This window comes from Thioclava sp. NS-SX20, from assembly GCF_057380695.1.
The window spans coordinates 165,093-185,412 of record NZ_JBXXRY010000003.1 but is presented as its reverse complement, the minus strand read 5'-3'; the positions used below and the strand labels follow the sequence as shown (position 1 = coordinate 185,412).

17 protein-coding genes are annotated in these 20,320 nt (G+C 62.2%); 14 read left to right on the top strand and 3 right to left on the bottom strand.

Features of this window, described 5'->3' with window-relative positions; genetic code table 11:
• The first annotated feature begins 106 nt into the window (after window positions 1–106).
• The 7 genes from rfbC to AC2ISB_RS16510 all read left to right on the top strand — a co-directional run bounded on the left by rfbC (window position 107) and on the right by AC2ISB_RS16510 (window position 7,478).
• On the top strand, window positions 107–664 hold the full coding sequence (rfbC, locus tag AC2ISB_RS16540; RefSeq protein WP_486577262.1) for a dTDP-4-dehydrorhamnose 3,5-epimerase: 558 nt from the start codon (window positions 107–109) through the stop codon (window positions 662–664).
• A gap of 4 nt (window positions 665–668) precedes the next feature.
• Window positions 669–1,736 (top strand): dTDP-glucose 4,6-dehydratase, encoded by a 1,068-nt coding sequence (rfbB, locus tag AC2ISB_RS16535; protein ID WP_486577261.1) that lies wholly within the window; start codon window positions 669–671, stop codon window positions 1,734–1,736.
• Complete coding sequence (gene rfbD, locus AC2ISB_RS16530) at window positions 1,733–2,602, top strand: dTDP-4-dehydrorhamnose reductase (protein ID WP_486577260.1); 870 nt, start codon at window positions 1,733–1,735, stop codon at window positions 2,600–2,602. The genes rfbB and rfbD overlap by 4 nt, the downstream gene beginning before the upstream one ends.
• Window positions 2,583–3,332, top strand: coding sequence for a sulfotransferase family 2 domain-containing protein (locus AC2ISB_RS16525; RefSeq protein WP_486577259.1), 750 nt, complete (start codon window positions 2,583–2,585; stop codon window positions 3,330–3,332). The genes rfbD and AC2ISB_RS16525 overlap by 20 nt, the downstream gene beginning before the upstream one ends.
• Window positions 3,333–3,352: 20 nt before the next feature.
• Window positions 3,353–4,228 (top strand): glucose-1-phosphate thymidylyltransferase RfbA, encoded by an 876-nt coding sequence (rfbA, locus tag AC2ISB_RS16520; protein ID WP_330647088.1) that lies wholly within the window; start codon window positions 3,353–3,355, stop codon window positions 4,226–4,228.
• Between the two features lie 217 nt (window positions 4,229–4,445).
• A complete protein-coding gene (locus tag AC2ISB_RS16515) occupies window positions 4,446–5,402 on the top strand; it encodes a Stf0 family sulfotransferase (protein WP_339109624.1) in 957 nt (318 codons plus the stop codon).
• A gap of 114 nt (window positions 5,403–5,516) precedes the next feature.
• Entirely contained in the window at window positions 5,517–7,478 is a 1,962-nt protein-coding gene (locus tag AC2ISB_RS16510) for an acyltransferase family protein (RefSeq protein WP_486577258.1), read from the top strand.
• Between the two features lie 221 nt (window positions 7,479–7,699).
• Here AC2ISB_RS16510 and AC2ISB_RS16505 read toward each other — a convergent pair whose 3' ends face one another.
• Genes AC2ISB_RS16505 through AC2ISB_RS16495 form a run of 3 tightly spaced genes read right to left on the bottom strand, consistent with a single transcriptional unit; the run spans window position 7,700 to window position 10,250 of the window.
• A complete protein-coding gene (locus AC2ISB_RS16505) occupies window positions 7,700–8,467 on the bottom strand; it encodes an SDR family oxidoreductase (RefSeq protein ID WP_330647091.1) in 768 nt (255 codons plus the stop codon).
• Window positions 8,464–9,117: an isochorismatase family protein gene (locus AC2ISB_RS16500; protein WP_486577257.1), complete on the bottom strand. Its 654-nt coding sequence runs from the start codon at window positions 9,115–9,117 to the stop codon at window positions 8,464–8,466. The genes AC2ISB_RS16505 and AC2ISB_RS16500 overlap by 4 nt, the downstream gene beginning before the upstream one ends.
• An 11-nt stretch (window positions 9,118–9,128) precedes the next feature.
• Window positions 9,129–10,250 carry an isochorismate synthase gene (locus tag AC2ISB_RS16495; protein ID WP_486577256.1) on the bottom strand — a complete coding sequence of 374 codons (1,122 nt, stop codon included), beginning with the start codon at window positions 10,248–10,250 and terminating at the stop codon, window positions 9,129–9,131.
• 686 nt (window positions 10,251–10,936) lie between these two features.
• Here AC2ISB_RS16495 and AC2ISB_RS16490 point away from each other — a divergent pair.
• From AC2ISB_RS16490 to AC2ISB_RS16460, 7 genes are all read left to right on the top strand, one after another.
• On the top strand, window positions 10,937–13,234 hold the full coding sequence (locus tag AC2ISB_RS16490) for a FepA family TonB-dependent siderophore receptor (RefSeq protein WP_486577255.1): 2,298 nt from the start codon (window positions 10,937–10,939) through the stop codon (window positions 13,232–13,234).
• A 66-nt stretch (window positions 13,235–13,300) separates the two neighbouring features.
• On the top strand, window positions 13,301–13,843 hold the full coding sequence (locus AC2ISB_RS16485) for a TRAP transporter small permease (protein WP_341485747.1): 543 nt from the start codon (window positions 13,301–13,303) through the stop codon (window positions 13,841–13,843).
• On the top strand, window positions 13,837–15,132 hold the full coding sequence (locus AC2ISB_RS16480; protein WP_330647096.1) for a TRAP transporter large permease: 1,296 nt from the start codon (window positions 13,837–13,839) through the stop codon (window positions 15,130–15,132). The genes AC2ISB_RS16485 and AC2ISB_RS16480 overlap by 7 nt, the downstream gene beginning before the upstream one ends.
• A 22-nt stretch (window positions 15,133–15,154) precedes the next feature.
• A complete protein-coding gene (locus AC2ISB_RS16475; protein WP_330647097.1) occupies window positions 15,155–16,111 on the top strand; it encodes a TRAP transporter substrate-binding protein in 957 nt (318 codons plus the stop codon).
• Complete coding sequence (locus tag AC2ISB_RS16470) at window positions 16,108–17,052, top strand: alpha/beta hydrolase (protein ID WP_341485744.1); 945 nt, start codon at window positions 16,108–16,110, stop codon at window positions 17,050–17,052. Before AC2ISB_RS16475 ends, AC2ISB_RS16470 begins: the two co-directional genes overlap by 4 nt.
• A gap of 146 nt (window positions 17,053–17,198) precedes the next feature.
• Complete coding sequence (locus AC2ISB_RS16465; RefSeq protein ID WP_330647099.1) at window positions 17,199–18,605, top strand: ATP-binding protein; 1,407 nt, start codon at window positions 17,199–17,201, stop codon at window positions 18,603–18,605.
• Between the two features lie 72 nt (window positions 18,606–18,677).
• Window positions 18,678–20,318: a (2,3-dihydroxybenzoyl)adenylate synthase gene (locus tag AC2ISB_RS16460; RefSeq protein ID WP_486577254.1), complete on the top strand. Its 1,641-nt coding sequence runs from the start codon at window positions 18,678–18,680 to the stop codon at window positions 20,316–20,318.
• Window positions 20,319–20,320 lie beyond the last annotated feature (2 nt).

The window sequence follows — 20,320 nt, the reverse complement described above, 5'->3', positions numbered from 1 at the left end:
GCTGTCAACTGGCGAGAAAATCGGTTTTTACCGCCGGATGGCCTTGTCTTGGGCCGTTGGAAAGCCGAAGCTGGCGCAAAATAAAGAACATGTGGGCTAAGGGTCTATGATTGAACACACCTCCCTTCCGGGCGTTATCCTCATTACGCCCCCGCGTTTTGGTGACCATCGCGGTTTTTTCTCTGAAAGCTGGAACAAGAAGAAGCTTGAAGCCGAAGGGGTGAACCTGCCGGAATTCGTGCAGGACAACCACTCGCTCTCGCGCGAGAAGGGTACGGTGCGCGGGCTGCACTTCCAGTCGCCGCCGCATGCGCAGGGCAAACTGGTGCGCTGTGGCCGCGGGTCGATCTTTGATGTGGCGGTGGATGTGCGCAAGGGCAGCCCGACCTATGGTCAATGGGTGGGCTATGAGCTGTCCTTCGAGAACGGCAAGCAGCTATGGATTCCGGCGGGCTTCCTGCATGGGTTCATGACGCTGACGGATGATGCCGAGATCTGCTATAAATGCACCGACCATTACGCCCCCGAATGCGATGGCGCGGTGAAATGGGACAGCTGTGGCATCGACTGGCCGATTGCCGATATTACCCCGATCATTTCCGAAAAAGACGAGAAGGCGCAGCCGCTTTCCGCATTCGACACCCCTTTCACCTTCGAGGCCTGATCCTATGAAACTTCTTGTCACCGGCGGGGCCGGATTTATCGGTTCGGCTGTTGTGCGTCTGGCGATGGCGCGGGGCCACTCGGTGGTGAATGTCGATGCGCTGACCTATGCGGCCTGCCTCGAGAATGTGGCCGAGTGGGCCGATCATCCGAATTACGCCTTCGAGAAGGCCGATATCCGTGATCGCGCCGCACTGGATGCGGTTTTCGCCAAGCATAAGCCCGATGCGGTGATGCATCTGGCCGCCGAATCCCATGTGGACCGGTCGATCGACGGGCCGGGCGATTTCATCGAGACCAATATTACCGGCACCTATAATATGCTGGAGGCTGCGCGCAGCTATTGGGTCTCGCAGGGCAAGCCCGAGGCCTTCCGCTTCCATCATATCTCGACTGATGAGGTCTTCGGCTCGCTGCCCAATGATCCGTCGGTCAAGTTCACCGAAGACACGCCCTATGATCCGCGCTCGCCCTATTCGGCGTCCAAAGCGTCTTCGGACCATCTGGTGCGCGCATGGCACGAGACCTATGGCCTGCCGGTGGTGCTGACCAACTGCTCCAATAACTACGGGCCCTTCCACTTCCCCGAGAAGCTGATCCCCGTCGTGATCCTGAACGCTCTGGCCGGTAAGGACCTGCCGATCTACGGTAAGGGCGACAATATCCGCGACTGGCTCTATGTCGAGGACCATGCCGATGCGCTGCTGCTGGTGGTGGAAAAAGGCGAGCTGGGCCGCAGCTATAATATCGGCGGCGAGAACGAGCGCACCAATCTGGAACTGGTCAAGACGCTCTGCGCGATCCTTGACCAGAAGCGCCCGAAGGCCAGCGGGTCTTACGCTGATCAGATCACCTTTGTGACCGACCGCCCGGGCCATGATGCGCGTTATGCGATTGATCCGACCCGCATCCGCAACGAGCTGGGCTGGCGTCCGTCGGTGACGGTCGAGGAAGGGCTTGAACGCACCGTGGACTGGTATCTGGCCAATGAGGCCTGGTGGAAACCGCTGCAAGCGCGGGCGGGCGTGGGTGTCCGTCTGGGCACGGGCGAGGCAAAAAAGGAAACGGCATGAGCATCCTCGTTTTCGGTTCCACCGGCCAAGTCGCGACCGAGCTGAAATCGCTTTTGCCCGAGGCGCAGTTTCTGTCGCGTGCCGAGGCGGATCTGTCGACCCCCGAAGCCTGCGCCGCAACCATCATGGCGGCCAAGCCCGAGGCCGTGATCAATGCGGCCGCCTATACGGCGGTGGATAAAGCTGAAAGCGAAGAGGATCTGGCCGAGGCGATCAATGGCGCCGCGCCCGCTGCTATGGCGCAGGCCTGTGCCGATCTTGGCATTCCCTTTGTCCATATCTCGACGGATTATGTCTTTGACGGGCAGGGCGAGACGCCGTTCAAACCCACGGATATGACCGCACCTCTGGGGGCCTATGGCCGGACCAAGCTGAAGGGCGAACAGGGGATCGCGCTGGCGGGCGGGGCCTATGCCGTGCTGCGCACCTCTTGGGTGTTTTCCGCGCATGGCAATAACTTCGTGAAGACGATGCTGCGCCTGTCGGAAACCCGTGACAAGCTGACCGTGGTGGCCGACCAGATCGGCGGCCCGACCTCGGCGCGGGCGATTGCCAAGGCCTGTGTCCGCATCGCAAGCCAGCTTGCCGAAGACCCGTCGAAAGCGGGGATCTACCATTTCTCGGGCGCGCCCGATACAAGCTGGGCCGGTTTCGCGCGCGAGATCTTCGCGCAGGCAGGGCGCGCGACCGCGGTCGAGGATATCCCCACGACGGCCTTCCCGACGCCTGCCAAACGCCCCGCCAATAGCCGGATGGATTGCGCCACGACGTTTGACGCTTTCGGGATTTCCCGCCCCGACTGGAAGGCCGATCTGGCGGAGGTTCTGCACGCGCTGAGAGGGGTTGATGCCGCTTCTGCAAACTGACAGCACTTCTGTCTTTTTCGCGCATGTCCCCAAGACCGGCGGCACGTCGGTCGAGGACTATCTGCAGCAGCATTATGGCCCGCTCTCGCTTTACGATCCCGACTGGTTGGGGCGTAAGGCGGCGGGTCTCCCCCGCAAGTTTCCCTGCTCGGAGCAGCATCTGGTCTGGGCCGATGCCCGCACCCTGTTCGACACCAAGCCCGATCTTGTTTTCGGTCTGGTACGTGACCCTTTGCAACGGGCGATATCGGAATACCGGTTTCAGGCGCGCAGCTTCCCCCATATGAAGCGCCTGACACAGCGCGGCTTTTCGGTCTGGCTGGCGGTGATGGAGGCCGCCTACCGGCGCGACCCCTATGTGATGGACAACCATCTGCGCCCCCAGTCGGATTTCCTGCCGCATGAAGCCACAGTGTTCCGCCTTGAAGAGGGTATGGAGCCTGTTGTGGACTGGTTGCAAACCCATCTTGGCGGGGTCGCAGGGCAGGTGCCCCATGCGCAGAAATCGGCAGAATGCCCGATCCTGCAGGACCGGATCGCACCGAGCAAGGCGGATATGGCCCGCATCACGCGGCTCTATCACAAAGACTATGTGCGCTTTGGCTATCAACATCCGATCGGCGGGTTCGAATTTGCAACGCTTTACCGCCCCGCGCCCGTAAAACACACGCTTTATGCAATGGTGAAAGGCCGCAAAGTCACCCGCGCCTATCGCCGGAAATATATCTAGATTTCTAAAGGACAGTTCTCATGACAAAACAGCGCAAAGGTATTATCCTCGCCGGCGGTTCGGGCACGCGGCTCTATCCGCTGACGATGGCTGTCTCGAAGCAGCTGATGCCGATCTATGACAAGCCGATGATCTATTATCCGCTGACCGTGCTGATGCTGACCGGCATCCGCGAGATCGCGATCATCACCACTCCGGCGGATCAGGAGCAGTTCAAGCGGCTTCTGGGCGATGGCAGCCAATGGGGCATCAGCCTGACCTATATCACCCAGCCCTCGCCCGACGGTCTGGCGCAGGCCTATATTCTGGCCGAGGATTTCCTTGACGGTGCGCCTTCGGCGATGGTTCTGGGCGATAACATCTTCTTCGGCCACGGGCTGCCGCAGCTTCTGGAAGCCGCTGACGCGCAGGGTGTGGGCGGGACGGTCTTCGGCTATCGCGTGGCCGATCCCGAACGCTATGGCGTGGTCAAATTCGATACGGCAGGCAAAGTCGAGGAAATCATCGAAAAGCCCGAGGTGCCGCCGTCGAACTATGCAGTTACCGGCCTCTATTTCCTTGATGGCGATGCCCCCAAGCGCGCCCGCGAGGTCAAGCCTTCGCCGCGGGGCGAGTTGGAGATCGTGACGCTGCTGGAAAGCTATCTCAAGGATGGCACGCTGACCGTGAAACAGATGGGCCGTGGCTATGCATGGCTTGATACCGGCACCCATGCCTCGCTTCTGGACGCCGGCAATTTTGTGCGCACGCTCTCGACCCGTCAGGGGGTGCAATCGGGCTGCCCCGAAGAGATCGCCTATGAAAAGGGCTGGATCGACGATGCGAAAATGGCCGAACATGCCGAGACATTCAAAAAGACGGCTTATGGCAAGTATCTGGCAAGCCTGCTGAAATAAGCAGAACGGACGTTCAGTACAGAGATGCGGAAGGGCATTCGGGCGCGCAGGCACCGGATGCCCTTTCTTCTGGCACCTGCGGCCCTATAACGGATAGACAGGCCCGCCAAGCCACAGAATGGCGACCGGTTTCCTGTTGTTTTTGGGGCAAAAAACTGCAAGGTGCATAGTCAAGTTCAGGCATCCGGCAGGATGTCTTCCGTATTGCGAGGTTTATATGTCATTGGGATCTTTCGGTACGTCGTTTCTCCGGCATATTGCCCAGCGGTTCTATCTGTCCAAAGCCCGTGCCGGACGCCCCGGAGAGCGGCTGTTTTCCGAGCTTATGGCAAAGTCGCTGGCCTCGGAACTGGCGCTGCGCGAGGATCTGTTCGACAATGTCACGGTAGATGCGGAAAAGCGTGCGAAATTCCTGCGCGCACCGCTGCCAGAGCGACGCTATATGCTGTTTTTCACCGCGCGTTCGGGAAGCTCGCGTCTGGGCGAGATGCTGGAACGTGCCCGCGTTCTGGGCCAGCCGAACGAGGCGTTCAATTTCCGCTTTGTGCCCAATATCGCCCAAGCCTATCAGGCCGACACGCTGGAAACCTATGTCGATATGCTGCTGCGCAGGCGCAATACGCGCGGCACCTATGGCGTCGAGATCACCTATGCGCATATGATGAACCTCTTCGGATCGATGGACCGGCTGATCGAGATGATGGCCCCCACCTCGTATATCTGGCTGATCCGCGAGAACCTTCTGGCGCAGGCGTTGTCGCTGTCGAAGCTGATCCAGACCAAGGTCGCCCATTCCACCGCAGCCGACCAGACCAGCCAGATGGCCGCAGATGCCGCCTTCCAGTATAAACCGCTAGAAATTTTGCATGCGATGGCGCGCTATTGCGTCGAGGAAGACCGGCTCGAGGCCGATATGGCCCGTTTCGGGATCAAGCCGCTATGCCTGAGCTACGAGCAGACCGTCGGTCAGCCCGACACCGTGATCCTCAGGACGATCGCCGATCATATCGGGGTCGGGGCTGTGGATCTGCAGCCCGCGCCCACATCCCATCACAAACTTCTGGGGTGCCGTAGTGCGGAATATGCCGAGCGTTTCGCGCAGGAATATCCCGATTTTCTGGCCCGCATGACAGACTATCGTGCGGCGCGTATCGAACGGCTGCACAAGTTCTGACTGGCCTGGCCACATAGGCCGCGCCCGTTTCGGGGTTTCACGCAATCTTAAAAGGATATCGGTTAACTCTGACCGCAAGGGCCGCTATGGCCCGTTTTGTGTGACGAGTAACCTATGCTTGAAAACCGGTTTCGCGCCGATATCCAAGGCCTGCGGGGTCTTGCCGTTGCGGCGGTGGTGCTGTTTCACGCCTGGCCGAAGGCTTTGCCGGGCGGCTTCGTGGGCGTCGATATCTTCTTCGCGATTTCGGGGTTTCTGATTGGCGGCCATCTACAACGCGACAGCCTCACGGGGCAGGTCTCTTTGCTGACCTTCTACCACAAGCGCGCCAGACGCCTTTTGCCTGCTCTTCTGGTGATGCTTGCCGCCACTCTGGGGCTGGGGGGCATTCTGCTCAGTCCCGATAACTATCAAGAGCTTGCCCGCACCGCTTTGTCTTCGGCGCTCTTTGCCTCGAATATCGATTTCTATCTGTTCAGCGGCTATTTCGACCAGCAGGCGGAACTGCGACCGCTGCTGCATACATGGTCGCTTTCGGTCGAGGAACAGTTCTATCTGCTATTTCCCTTCCTGCTGTTCATGGTGATCAAATGGCGCCCCTCTGCATTGGTGCCGTTGACCCTGCTGGGGATTATGGGCGGGGTAATCCTGTCCGAATGGGGCTTGCGGCATTCTCCGACGGGGGCCTATTTCCTGTTGCCGTTCCGTGGCTTCGAATTCCTGATCGGGGCTCTGGCCGCCTATCTGCCAGCCCCCCGAAAAGACCGGCCCATTCTGCGTCCGCTGGCGCTGGCCACGCTGGGGCTATGCATGGTCTGGCTGACACCCGATATGCCTTTTCCCGGCCTGCGGGCGGGCGTGCCCAGCTTTGCTACAGCGGTCCTGTTATGGGTGGGGCGCTTTCCTTTGCCCCGACAGACCGGCGGGATGCTGGCCGGCGGGATGCTGGGGGCCGGTTTTCTGGGCCGGATCTCCTATTCACTCTATCTCTGGCACTGGCCGTTGATGGCGTTTCTGCGCAGTCTTGCCGGAGAGGTGCCCGATGCGCTGATGGCGCTTTGCGTGGGGGTCTCGGTCATACTGGCATGGCTGAGTTGGCGTTATATCGAGCAGCCCTTCGCCCGCCTGCCCACCGGCCACAGCCCCATCCTGCGCTGGAGCGCGGCGGGGCTTGCCCTGATCATGCTGCCCGCTTGGGGGATCTGGCACGGGCAGGGGATACCGCAGCGCTTTGCGCCGCAGGTGCTGGCCTTATATGATGCGGCACAGGATATCAGCCCGTGGCGGGAAAGCTGCCATCAGGATGACCGCGACAGAAAGCCCTATGCCCGGACCTGCCGCCTGGGCGGCAGCGGCGCGCCACCTCTTGTGGTCTGGGGAGACAGCCACGGGGCCGAACTCGCCGCAGCCTTGGCCCGGAACCAGCCCCTGCGGCAGATCACGGCCTCTGCCTGCCCGCCGGTTCTGGGCCCCGTTCTGCCCAGACGTCCCCAATGCGCCCGCGCAAACCAGCGGATGCTGACGGCGATCAGCGGCGATCCGGCCGTCGAGACCGTGCTGCTGGCGATGAACCGCGAGGCCTATCCCGAACTTCCGGCACAGGTTCTGCAAGACGGCCTGCGCGAAACGGTGACGCGGCTCCGGCAAGCGGGCAAACGGGTTATCCTGCTGGGCCAGATCCCCAACCCGCATCGCGATCCGGCACAAAGCGCCGGAAATGCGCTCCGCTTCGGCAGGCTTGCCGCCACGGCCATTCCAGATCCCGAAGCCCATAGCGCCCGTTTGCGCGCATGGGCGGAGATCGAGCAGCAGCTTGTCACGGCGGACCGGATCATACGGATCGACCCGCGCAAGAGGCTGTGTGCCGGTGGCGAATGTCCTTTTGTGATGGGGGGAGAGGTGCTCTATTTCAACGACACCCATCCAAGCATGGCGGGGGCGCGACGGCTGGCAGAACAGATTCGCGCGGAAGCGGCCGACATCTTGCCCCAACCGCGCATCCCCACTCCGCCGCGCATGTCCCATAGGGTGAATTCGGCTGATAGGGTCGCAATTCGTGGTGAATTTAACTTTTGACGCATGCTTCGTTAAGCAGCCATGCGTCAGGCACAAATCAGCACTGCAGAGAAAGCGCTTTCTGCATCGCAGCATATAGGCTAAATTTAATTCAACGCGGCCAAGGTTGCACAGAATTTCGAAGGCTCTCTCCTCCTCCCTGAGCCTTGGAAACAGGCGGCGATCTCCTCCTCCTCCCTGAGATCGCCGCCGCTCCTCCCCTCCGTTGATTCAAATCTGCCTCAGGCCTTCAGGGTCGCGCCGCCATCGACATAAAGATCGGCCATTGTCACATGCCCCGCTTGATCGGACAGCAGGAACATCGCGGCGGCGGCAATATCTTCCGGCACAGCCAGCTTGCCCAAGGGGATGCCGGTTTTATGCAGCGCAAGATTTCCGGCAATCACCCGTTCCGCGCCGTCCGGCCCCGCCCACATGCCGGTCTGCATCGGCGTAAGCGTCGACCCCGGTGCCACGATGTTGCAACGCACACCGGCGGGCGCAAGCTCTAGCCCGAGGCAACGCACGAACATATGCAATCCCGCCTTGCTGGCAGGGTAGCTGCCCATATTGAGCCGTGGAATATCGGCGGAATTCGAGCCGATCACAACAAGGCTCCCGCCGCCATTGTCCACCATATGCCGCCCCAATGCCGTGGTCACATGGAACGCCCCGTCCAGATTGACCTCGATCACCCGCCGCCACTGCGCGGCGCTGGTGCTCAAAAGCGGGCCCTCGGCCAGAATACCTGCGGCATGCACCCCGAAGCGGATCGGGCCAAGATCGCGGATCGTCGCCTGCACCCGCGCCTCGACCGCCTGCGCATCGCAGACATCCAGCCCGTGCCATGTCACACCCGTCATCTGCGGCGCGCGTGCGATCACATCGGGATGGTCGGTCGCCACGACCTGCGTGCCAGCCTCCGACAAAGCCCGCACCAAGGCCAGACCGATACCGCCTGCCGCGCCGGTGACCAGAGCCACCGCCCCCTCGAACCCTGTCAGTTTCATGCCTGCCCCTCCAGCGTCGCGACCATATCCTGCGCCAGAACCGGCACGCCCGAGCAATCGGCCACCCAGTCCAGCGCGCGGCGATGCCAGTCCTCGGAGAAATCGGCCAGAGCATCGGCCACAAAGAACGGTTCGATATCGCGCTGGAAGGCCTCGGTTGCCGTCGCCAGACAGCCGATATGCGCGTAGATCCCGGTGATCAGCAACTGGTCACGACCGCGCGCACGCATCAGCGACGCAAGGTTGGATCTCTGGAAGGCGCTATAGCGGTGCTTGACCAGAGTGATATCGCCCTCTTGCGGGGCCAGCGGGGCGATGATCTCTTCATGTTCGGGCTGTGCCTTCATACCCGGCCCCCAGAGATCGGCCTGCAAGCCACGGTCGGGGCGGAACTGGTTGCCCTTCTGGGCGGTGTAGAAGACCGGCACGCCCGCGCGCCGCGCCGCCTGCGCAAGGCGGCCAATCGCCTCGACCGCCTGCGACAGCGCCGAGGTCGGGCGCGTCAATGCCCCCTCGCCATAGGCGGCGCAGAAATAGGCCTGCATATCATGGATCAGCAAGGCCGCCCGCGCAGGGTCAAGCGTGAAGGGCGCACGGGTCTGCGGCAAGCTGCGGGGAAGCGGGTAATCGGGAATTCCCGGAAGGCTCATAAGGTCAATCCTTAATGCGTGAGGTCAATGCCAAGCGCATCGCTCATCGCGATGAATTTGGCCTGTGTTTCAGCGATTTCGGCGGCGGCGGTACTGTCGGGTACGATCCCCGCACCCGCATGCAGACGCGCCATGCACCCCTCGATCATCGCGCAGCGCAAGGTGACATACCATGTGCCGTCGCGCTCGTTCTCAAGCCAGCCCACCGTCCCTGCGTAGAAGCCGCGCGGCTCGGGTTCCAGTCTGGAGATCAGATCCAGCGCGGGACGCAGCGGCGTGCCTGCCACTGCAGGGGTCGGGTGCAGCTTGCCCAGAAGGGCAAGACAGGGCAGGTCGGCATCGCGCAGCACACCGCTGATCCGTGTGCCAAGATGCCACATGCTGGCCGTCTTTTGCAACGCAGGGGTCTGGGGCGTGGTCAGGTTGTGGCAATAGGGGGCAAGAATATCGTGAATATATTCGACCACATAGCGGTGCTCGGCCAGATCCTTGGTCGAGACCAGTAGAGCCTCGGCACGGCCGCGGTCTTCGACCGGATCGGCGCTGCGGGGCGCTGAGCCTGCCAGCGGATGCGACATGACCGCCGCCCCTTTCTTATCCAGCAGCAATTCAGGAGTGGCCCCGACCAGCCAGCGCATATCGCCTTGCGCATCGGCGGTTTTGCCAGAGCGGATCTGCGGCACGGGCAGGGCATAGCTGGTCACATGCGGGTCCTGCCCGAGACGGCGCGCGACCGCCATCGGGTCCACAGGCGCGGCGGTACGATAATCAAGCGCGCGGGCCAGAACCACCTTTTGCAACGGTGTCTCATAGGAGCGAAGCTGTTCCACCGCATGCTCGACGGCAGCCCCGTAAACCTCGGGCGCGGGGGAAAACTGCCAGGCGCCAGACTGTGCCTGCGGCGGGGAAAGAACTTCTGCGGTGACGGCAGGCGGCCGTTCTGCCGGTGCCAGCGCATAAAGCCATCCGGGATCGGTCGGGGTGAAAGGAAAGACGCCCGCACAGCGCCCTTTGGACTGCGGCACCCCGTTTTTTGCAAATGCCGCAATCGTACCTTGCCACGCGGTATCGATCTGCCCCGTCACATCGCCCAGCACCAGCGGCACCCCCTGTGCAAGAAGCGCATCGTTCATATCAATTCGTTGATGTTCCAAGGCCATATCCATCCGGTTGAAGCTGCAAGGATGCAGCGGGGGGTGAACGGGTGCCTGACGGGAGGTTGGGTGCCGTTTCGCCCCAGATAACCCGACAAAAATTATCAGTCAATATTCGCGCGAGGTCGGGAGCACGACAACCGCGCGCGAGGAAAACCGGATAACCTCATGTTTTCGTGGTATTATAAGACGAATTTTCAGCGGAAAACCCGCGACGGCCCCGCCCTGACCTGGCGAGAACCGGCCACAGATCGCCCGTTTGGGGCCATCCGGCAGCAGACACGCGCCCTTCAAAAGATTGTGCGTATTTTCGTGATACCCTGTGAGCTGACGCACTTGAAATAATCTGTGATAAATCGTTACTGCGCCATGAGAGCCAAGATGGGGGTAACGAATCCCCACCCCAGCCACCGCGATTTTCCAGCCTGTTCCACCAGACCCGCCTGTCGGGAAGGAACCGGCCTGCTATCATGGAGGCAAAGGGGAGCATTCCATACCCCCCTGAAAAGCAAGCTGATTATGCGCATTTCGTCATGCATAGGATGCTGTTTTACGCCTTCCCAGCCACATGCCTTCTCTTTTGCAGCAACCGGTGCAGAGGAGGAGCCATTCCTCACAGGCCAGCCCTTCGCCAGCCGAATTGCAAACTCAGAAGGGCTTTCCGAATGACACTTCACGCACGCCTCGCCTGTGGCGCGGCCATGTCTCTCATCCTGACAAGCGGGGCGCTCCCCGCTTTGGCGCAATCAACGGATACCAGCGAGGTACTCCAGCTCGACGAAATCATCGTGACCGCTGAAGAGCAGATCAAACAGGCGTTGGGTTCATCCACCATCACCGCCGAGGATCTGGAAAAGCAGCCCGTGGTCAATGACGTAGCGGAAATCATCCGCAAGATGCCGGGCGTCAATATGTCGGGCACGTCCTCGACGGGACAGCGCGGCAACCAGCGCCAGATCGACATCCGTGGCATGGGTCCGGAAAACGTGCTGATCCTCATCGACGGCAAGCCGGTGCTGTCGCGGACCTCGGTCAAAATGGGCCGCTCGGGCGAGCGGGACACGCGCGGTGACACCAACTGGGTTCCGGCAGAGATGATCGAACGGATCGAAGTCATTCGCGGACCGGCAGCGGCGCGCTATGGCTCGGGGGCTGCGGGCGGTGTGGTGAACATCATCACCAAGCAGCCCGACCATGATCTGGTCCAGCTCGGCTTCAAATATGACATGCCCGAAAGCAGCCTCGAGGGTGCGACCCAGCGCTATAACATGCTCTGGGCCAAGCGGATCTCGGATACGCTGTCATTCCGTTTCTCCGGCAATTACAACAAATCCGAAGGCGATGATGCGAGCATCAATGCCAGCGTCGGCACCTGCGAGACCGACTCGACCACCGGCGAGGAAACCTGCAGCTATGATGCGGGGATGGAAGGGGTGGTCAACAAGGATGCCACGCTGCGTCTGAGCTGGGCACCGACCGATACCGATAAATTCGACTTCGATCTGGGCTATTCGCACCAGAGCAACGAATATGCCGGTGATACCCAATTGGGCGGGCGGGTGACCTCGACCGGTGACAGCACGGTGGACGCGCTGGCCGATGAGGGGGCCGAAACCAATACAATGGAGCGCAGCACCTTCGGTGTGACCCATCACGGGGATTACAACTGGGGTCGCACCATGAACTACCTCCAGTACGAGCACACCAAGAACCGTCGCCTGAGCGAGGGCACGGCAGGCAGCAGCGAAGGCACGATCAACGCAACCGATACATGGGATACCGCCATTCTGGATGCGGTCGCGGCCAAGAGCGAAGCCTATATCGACCATTACGTTCTGGGCCGCCCGTCCGCCATCACGCTGGGGGCGGAGATGCGCTGGGAACGGCTGGACCTGAGCGATTACAGCTCCTTCTCGAGCCTCACCACCGAGGACGGCGCGATCGATACCGCCAATGCCGATCCGGTGACCGAGCAGACGACACTGGGCCTCTATCTGGAAGACAATATCCAGTGGAACGAAGCCCTGACCCTGACCCCCGGTCTGCGGGTGGATTATGCCGATACGTTCGGGATCAATATCTCGGGCGGGCTGAACGCATCCTATGCGCTGTCCTCCGAATGGACCCTGAAAGGTGGCGTGGCGCGGGCGTTCAAATCCCCGACGCTCTACCAGTTGTCGGATAGCTATGTCTATTCCACCAGCGGCAACGGCTGCCCCTATCCCTATTACCGGAACGGCCCGTGCTATGTGATCGGCAATTCGGATCTGGACCCGGAACATTCGATCAATACCGAGATCGGCGTCGCCTATAGCGGGGCCAACCAGATCAACGGCACGCTGACCTATTTCCACAACTTCTACAAAGACAAGATTCAGGCGGGCACGGATCAGGTGGGCACCGTCAGCATCTATCGTAATGGTGCGTGGACGGATGCACGCCTGTATCAATGGACCAATATTCCCGATGCGGAAGTCTCCGGCCTTGAAGGCAGCTTCGCGGCACCGCTGGCGCAGAACCTGTCGCTGTCGGTCAACGGCACCTATATGATCTCGTCGAAGCAGAAGCTGCATATCGACGGTGGCACCACCACCAGCGGCACCAGCTATGATGCCATCGATATCGAGGTGCCGCTGTCGCTGGTGCCGAAATACACGATCAACGCATCGCTGAACTGGGCTGTGACCGACCGCTTTACCGTGACCCCCTCGCTGACCCATTACGGCAAAACGAAAGCCACCAGCTATTCGGGCGTGACGGGCTACGAGGCCAGCGATACGACCGATCTGGGTTCCTATACCATCGTCAATCTCGGGCTGAGCTACGAATTCGAGAACGGCGCGAATGTGTCGGGCGGCGTGACCAACGTCTTCGACAAGTCGATCCTGCGTTCGGGCGACGGGGCCAACACCTATAACGAGGCAGGCCGCGCCTTCTATGTGGGCCTGACAAAAACCTTCTGATCCGGACAGGCGGAAGGCGGGCTGTGTCTGCCTTCCGCATCCCGTCCCCCAACCACGACCAAACCAATGATCTTGCTGAAACTACGCGATACGCTGCTGCGGTTCGATCCGCTTCTGGCAAAGGCCGAAATGGCTCTGAGTGCGGCCTGCCTTGCAGCTGTGGTGCTGATGATGGGCGCGGGAACAGTGGCCCGAAGCCTTGGCCATCCCTTCGTTTTCAGCGATGATCTGGCCATCAGCCTGATGGTCTGGGGGGCGCTTTTCTCGATCTCGGCCAATCTGGCGCAGGGCGGGCATATGCGGGTCGACCTTCTGCTGCCGCATCTGCCGCATTTCCTGATACGCCTGATCGATGCGGTCTGCGCGGTGATGCTGGCGGGTTTCGTGCTGACGCTGTGGCTCTGGCTTGATCCGCTTGGCCTGATCGGGGCAGGCGGGGCCATGCAACTGGCCATGACGACCGGAAATTACACCTATACCGAACCGGTGATGACACTGGGCATCCTGAAAATCTGGATCTGGCTGCCGCTGGTTCCGGCCAGTCTGGGCGCGCTTTACCACGCGCTGATCCGTCTGGTGGCCCCCGTACAAAGAGCGGCCCCATGCTGAGCCTTGCCATTTTCATCGTTCTGTTGCTGCTGGGGCTTCCGGTGGCTTTTGCCATGATTGCGGGGGCCGTGGCGCAAATCCTGCTGGCGGGCAATGGGGTGTTGCTGCTCAGCCTGCCGCAGCAATTCTTTCAGGGCATGGAAAACTATGGCCTGCTGGCCCTGCCGGTCTTCATCTTTCTGGGGGAGTTGCTGAATGCCAGCGGAGCGGCGGCGCGCCTTTATGCGCTGGCCTCGCTATTGACACGCGGGCTGCGTGGCGGGTTGGCACAGGCCAGCCTGATTGCCAATGCGCTTCTGGCGGCGGTGTTGGGCTCTACGGCGGCGCAGATCACGCTGATGTCGCGCCTAGCGGTCCCGCAAATGGAACGGGCAGGCTATCCCCGCGATGTGGCCACGGGCCTGACGGCAGCAGGGGCGCTGCTGGCCCCGATCATCCCGCCCTCCATGCTGCTGATCGTTTACGGCGTGATCGCGCAGGTCCCCGTGGGCGACCTGTTTCTGGCAGGGATCGCGCCCGGAGTTCTGCTGGCGGCGGTCTTTGCGCTTGTGATCGACCGCATGGCGCGGCGCGGCGCGTTTCCGACGCCTCCGGTTGCCGCAGCCCCTGCGCCCTCGGCGGCTAGGGCGGGGTTTCGCGAGGCCCTGCTGGAGGCCTTACCCGCCATCGTGATTCCGGCGGGGATGATCGCGGCGATCATGCTGGGCTTTGCCACACCGGTCGAGGCCGGCGTCGCCGCCATCGCGCTGACCCTTCTGGTCGGGGCCGCGCTGTACCGCACGCTTACATTCGGGCGGATCTGGCAGGCGCTTCTGGTCAGCGCCAAAATGAGCGGCGCGATCCTGTTTCTGATCGCGGCGGCCAGCCTTTATGCATGGATCATCGCCTTCGAGAACCTGCCCGCGCTGGTGGCACACTTCCTGTGGACCCTGTCCGACAATCCGCTGGTCTTCCTGCTGCTGGTCAACCTGCTGCTGCTGGGGTTGGGAATGATCTGCGATCCGCTTCCCGCATTGATCCTGACAGTGCCGGTGCTGCTGCCTGTCGCGGTGGACCATTACCATATCGACGCCATACATTTCGGTCTGGTGGCCTGTTTCAACCTGACCATCGGCCTGATGACGCCGCCGGTCGGGGTCGGGCTGTATACGGCCGCGTTGCAAAACAACCTGCCCACCGCCGCGCTGATCCGCGTGCTACGCCCGTTTCTGGCCGCCGCGCTGGCGGTGCTGGCGCTGCTGACCCTCTGGCCGCGCTTCGCGCTGGCCATTCCCTCGTTTTTCCAGTGACCCACCACGGAGACCCCTTTCCATGTTCCGCAGTCTCGCTCTGGCCGCCATTGCCCTTTCAATCCCGCTGGCCGTTTGCGCCCAGCCTTTCCGTCTGGGGCTGATCACCCCGCCCACCCATCAATGGACCAAAACCGCGCAAGAGATCAGCCAAGAAATCGCGCAAGGCACCGAAGGGCGCGTGCAGATCATGGTCATGCCCTCGGGCCAGCTGGGCAACGAGGCGCGGATCTTGCAGCAGGTGCAGACCGGAGCGGTGGATTTCGCCTTTCTGACCGGTGGCGAATTCGCCAATCGCGATCCCGATTATGGCGTGTTCTACGCCCCATATCTGGTCAGCAACACGCAGGAGGCCGCCCAGATCCTGCAAGGCGGTGTGGCGCATACGCTTCTGGACCGGCTGGATGGCTTCGGCCTGAAGGGCTTGGGCTGGGGCATGGCGGGAATGCGCCAGATCGTGATGTCCGGCCCCATCGAGACCCGTGACGATCTGCGGGGCAAACGCATCCGTACCGTGCCACTGGCCCCCGAGATGGCGTTCTGGTCAGAACTCGGTGCCGCCCCGACACCGATGCCGCTGCCCGCGCTTTATGACGCCTTCGCCAATGGCCAGATCGATGGCATGCAGATCGACCATGAAGGCACATGGACCGCCGGATACTGGCGTAATGCCAAGGTTGTGCTGAATTCCAACCATATGATCTTCCCGATGCTTGCCGTCGCCTCGCAGCGCAGCTGGGCCAAGATCTCGCCCGAAGACCAGACCCGAATCACCGCAATCATGGAGCGCGAACTGGCCCAGATGAATGCCGCCTATGCCCGGATCGATGCCGACAATCTGGCCGAACTCCGGCAGGCAGGGGTGGATGTTCGAAATGTTGATCGCGACTGGTTTGGCGCGGCGGTCGATCGCTGGTATGCCGCATGGCGACAGAAAGCGCCGCTTCTGACGGTGCTGGAACAGGAGATCAACGAATGATGTATCGTCGGGAGATGGTCATGGGCAGCATTCTCACTCTGGCCCTTGCCGTTCCGCTACGCGCGCAGCCCTCGACCAAGCCGCTGCCCCCGTCGCAACTGGATACCGGATCGGCAGTCCGCGATGTCTACAGCTTCACCTTGCCAGCGCCCGCCGCACCCGCCCCCGAGGAAGGGGCGGCCAATCCGGATTACCGAATCGGCGTGCTGGTGCCGAAAGGGCCGGCACCGGCCAAGGGCTGGCCGATCCTTTACATGCTGGATGGGCAGGCCGTGATGGAACGGCTGACCGACGAGATTCTGGCCAAAATCCCGCAGGCCGCACAGCGGATCATTGTCACGGTGGGCTATCAGACCCCGCAGCGTTTCGCGACGGCGGCCCGCGCCCGCGACTACACGCCGCCGGACCCGAAAGGCCTTGCCATCAAGGACCCGCGCACCGGCACCTCGGCGGGGCATGCCGACAGTTTCCTGCATTTGCTGGGCACACAGATCATCCCGCGCGCCGAAAGCTTCGCGCCTGTCGACCCGCAGGAGCGCACATTATGGGGCCATAGCTATGGCGGGCTTTTCGTCCTTTACGCCGCAAGCCAGCCCGACAGCCCCTTCGTGGCCTTCACCTCGGCCAGCCCCGCCCTGTGGTGGGACGAGGCGCGCATCGGCCCCGCCTTCGAGGCACAGATGCGCGCGGGCCGCTGGTCGCGCCGCCCGCTCGACATCCATATCGGCAGCGCCGAACGCGCCAAGGCCACCGATCCGGGCACGAAACAGACGGAAGCTTTCGTGAAAATGCGCGGGGCCTTGCCCGAACATGCGCTGGAAGATCTTGTGAGCACCGCACGCGCCGCCGGTATCCCCGGCCAATTCACCCAGTTTCCGGGCCTCAGCCACGGCCAGAGCTTCGTCGCCTCCCTCTATAAGACAGTGGGGGTTGCAGAATAGGTTTCTTCTCCGGTAAATGCCGGAGCAGAGACGTAAACGGGCCGCCCTGGCCCGGTTCGCCCCGACATCGGGGACGACAAACGCCACGGAGAAGTCCGAAGCCAGAGGGTCATCCATCAGAACTTGCACACCTGAAAGGGCGCAACATGACACACTCTCTTCTCCGGTCTCCGGTCTCGGCCAAAGGTCAGGCTGTCGGGGCTGCCGCAACGGCATTGCTTCTTGTGTGGAGCAGCATCGCACTGGCCGACCCCTTCACGACCCCCGGCGGGTATGAGGGCCGCATCTCGGCGCAGGGCGCGAACCGTTCGCCGATCTTTGCCGGAAGCAAAGCCGAGATCGAGGCACAGGGCCTTGCCCCCAATCAGCCGGTCTCGCTGCGTCAGGCAGGTGAAGTGCTGGGCAATGGTGCCAGCTTTGCGGCCGATGACAAAGGCAATCTGAAGGCCGAGCTCGAGATCCCCGCAACCGCCAAGGCCGGGCTTTATCCTGTGGTGGCAGAACTGGGCGGCGACACCCCTTCGGCCACCGTCTTCGATCTGAAAGTCTCGAAACAGCTTCCCTTCAGCGGCAGCGAGAATTACGCGCTCAAATCCGTTGAAATCGTGCGCAACCCCTATCAGGTAGCGGTTGGCAAGGACGCGATCTATGTGACCGGCGCCGTGGGCCGCCCGCCCGTCAAGGAAAGCGAGCTGGCAAAGATCGACCCGCAATCGATGGAAATCACCACCCGCGTGACGCCGCAGGCCGCCCCCTCGAAAGGGGATCGTGAAGGCGGTGTCTTTGCGGTTTACGGTATCGGTCTGGACGAGCAGGACCATCAGGTCTGGGTGACCAACAGCCGCCAGAACACCGTGGCCGTCTATGACAGCAAGGACCTGTCGCTGATCAAACAGTTCCCCGAAGACAGCGTCGACCACCCGCGGGATGTTCTGCTGGCCAATGGCAAAGCCTATGTCAGCGCGACCTTCACCCCCGAGATCTATGTCTTCGATGCCAAGCATCTGGATGCGGAACCGGCGGTGATCGAAATCCCGTCCTCGCAGCGCGGCCAGCGTTTTGCAGCCGCCAGCCTCTCGCTTGCCCCCGAGGCGAACGAGCTGTTCGTCTCGTCGCTGGGCAGCAATGAGGTTGCGGTGATCGACCTGAAAGATGACAGCGTCAAAGCCACGTGGAAAGTGCCCCATTCGGTCAGCACGATCGGTGTGGCCGCCAGCGCCGATGGCAGCAGGGTCTATACCGTTGCGCAGGGCAATGATGCGGTCTCCATCCTTGACGGAAAAACCGGCGCGCTGATCAAACAGGTCAATGTTGGCGCGAACCCGCTGAATGCCGTGGTCGAGCCGAAAAGCGGCAATATCTTCGTGGCCCTGCGCGGCGCGCATGCGGTGGCGGTGATCTCTCCCGAGGGCGAGCTGCTGGCCAATCTGGATGTCGGCTCGACGCCGAACCATCTGACGCAGGACGGCGCGGGCAATGTCTATGTCGTCAACAAATCGGGTGGCGAGGATGATCCCACCGCGAACCGTCTGACCCGCATCAGCGCAAAATAACCCCCAAAGCAAAACATTGTGCCGCGCAGCCCTCTGCGGATTGCGCGGCCCCTCTGTTTATCGGAGAGTGACATGTCCAACCCGACCCAGATCTGGCCCGCCGACCGTGCCCGCAGCTATCGCGAAAAGGGCTATTGGCGCGGAGAAACCTTCCCGGCCTTGCTGCGCCAGCGCGCCGCGGCCCATCCCGACCGCATCTGCCTGACCTCCGGCACCCAAAACTGGAGCTATGCCGAACTGCACACGCGCGCGCTGCGCTTCGGGGCGGGGCTTGTGGCACTGGGGTTGCAACCGGGCGAGCGTATCCTGATCCAGATGGGGAATGTGCCCGAATTTTTCCAAGCCGTGTTCGGTGCCTTTGCCGCAGGGCTGGTGCCGGTTTACGCGCTGCCCGCGCATCGTCGCGCGGAAGTGCAGCATCTGGCCGGAAAATCACAGGCCCGCGCGATCGTGGTTCAGGACAAGATCGACCGTTTCGACCATGCCCAGCTGGCGCTGGAGGTGCAGGCCGAGCTTGACGGGCTGGACCATGTCATCATTTCCGGCACCGCCCCCGAGGGCACATTGACGCTTGAGGATATTCAGGGCGATCCCGCCTGCCTTCCCGTCGACCCCGATCCGCAATCGGTGGCCTTCCTGCAGATCTCGGGCGGCTCGACGGGCCTGCCCAAGCTCATTCCCCGCACCCATGACGATTACATCTACTCCCTGCGCGGCAGTAACGCGCTTTGCGGGATGGACGAGAACAGCGTCTATCTGGCCGTGCTGCCCAATGCGCATAACTTCACCATGTCCTCGCCGGGCACCTTCGGGACCTTCTATGCCGGCGGGCGGGTGGTGCTTTGCCCGACACCGCTGCCACAGATCGCCTTCGGGCTGATCGCGCGGGAAAACGTCACCATCACCGGCCTCGTGCCGCCGCTGGCCCTGCTGTGGCTGGACGCTGCGGAAAAATTGCAGCCCGATCTCTCCAGCCTGCAAATCCTGCAGGTGGGCGGGGCGAAATTCCTGCCCGAGGCCGCGCGCCGCGTGACCCCCGTTCTGGGCTGTCGCCTGCAACAGGTTTTCGGCATGGCCGAGGGTCTGGTCTGCTATACCCGCGCCGAAGACAGTGACGCGCTGGTCATCGGCACTCAGGGCCGCCCGATCTGCCCCGATGACGAGGTTCTGGTGCTGGACGATGCCGGTCATCCGGTTCCCGACGGCCAGCCGGGCAACCTGCTGACCCGCGGCCCCTATACGATCAGCGCCTATCACGACGACCCGTCCGCCAATGCGCGCAGCTTCACCGAAGATGGGTTCTACCGCACCGGCGATATGGTGATCCGTCTACCGTCGGGGCATCTGGTGGTGCAGGGCCGCAGCAATGACCAGATCAACCGCAATGGCGAGAAGATCTCGGCGGAAGAGGTCGAGGATCTGCTGCTCAGCCATCCTGCGGTCTTCGACGCGGTGGTGGTATCGATCCCCGATGCGCGTCTGGGCGAACGGGCCTGCGCCTTCATCCAGCCGAAAGAGGGTCAGAGCACCGATGCCAGCGCGCTGCGCGCCCATCTGCGCGCGCGCGATGTGGCGGCCTTCAAGATCCCCGACGAAATCCGCATGGTGACAGGGTTTGCCACCACCGCCGTCGGCAAGATCAGCCGCCGCCAGCTGCGCGAGAGCCTGCGCGCCAGTGTTCTGGCCGAAGAAGCTGCGGCACAGGAGGCCTGATC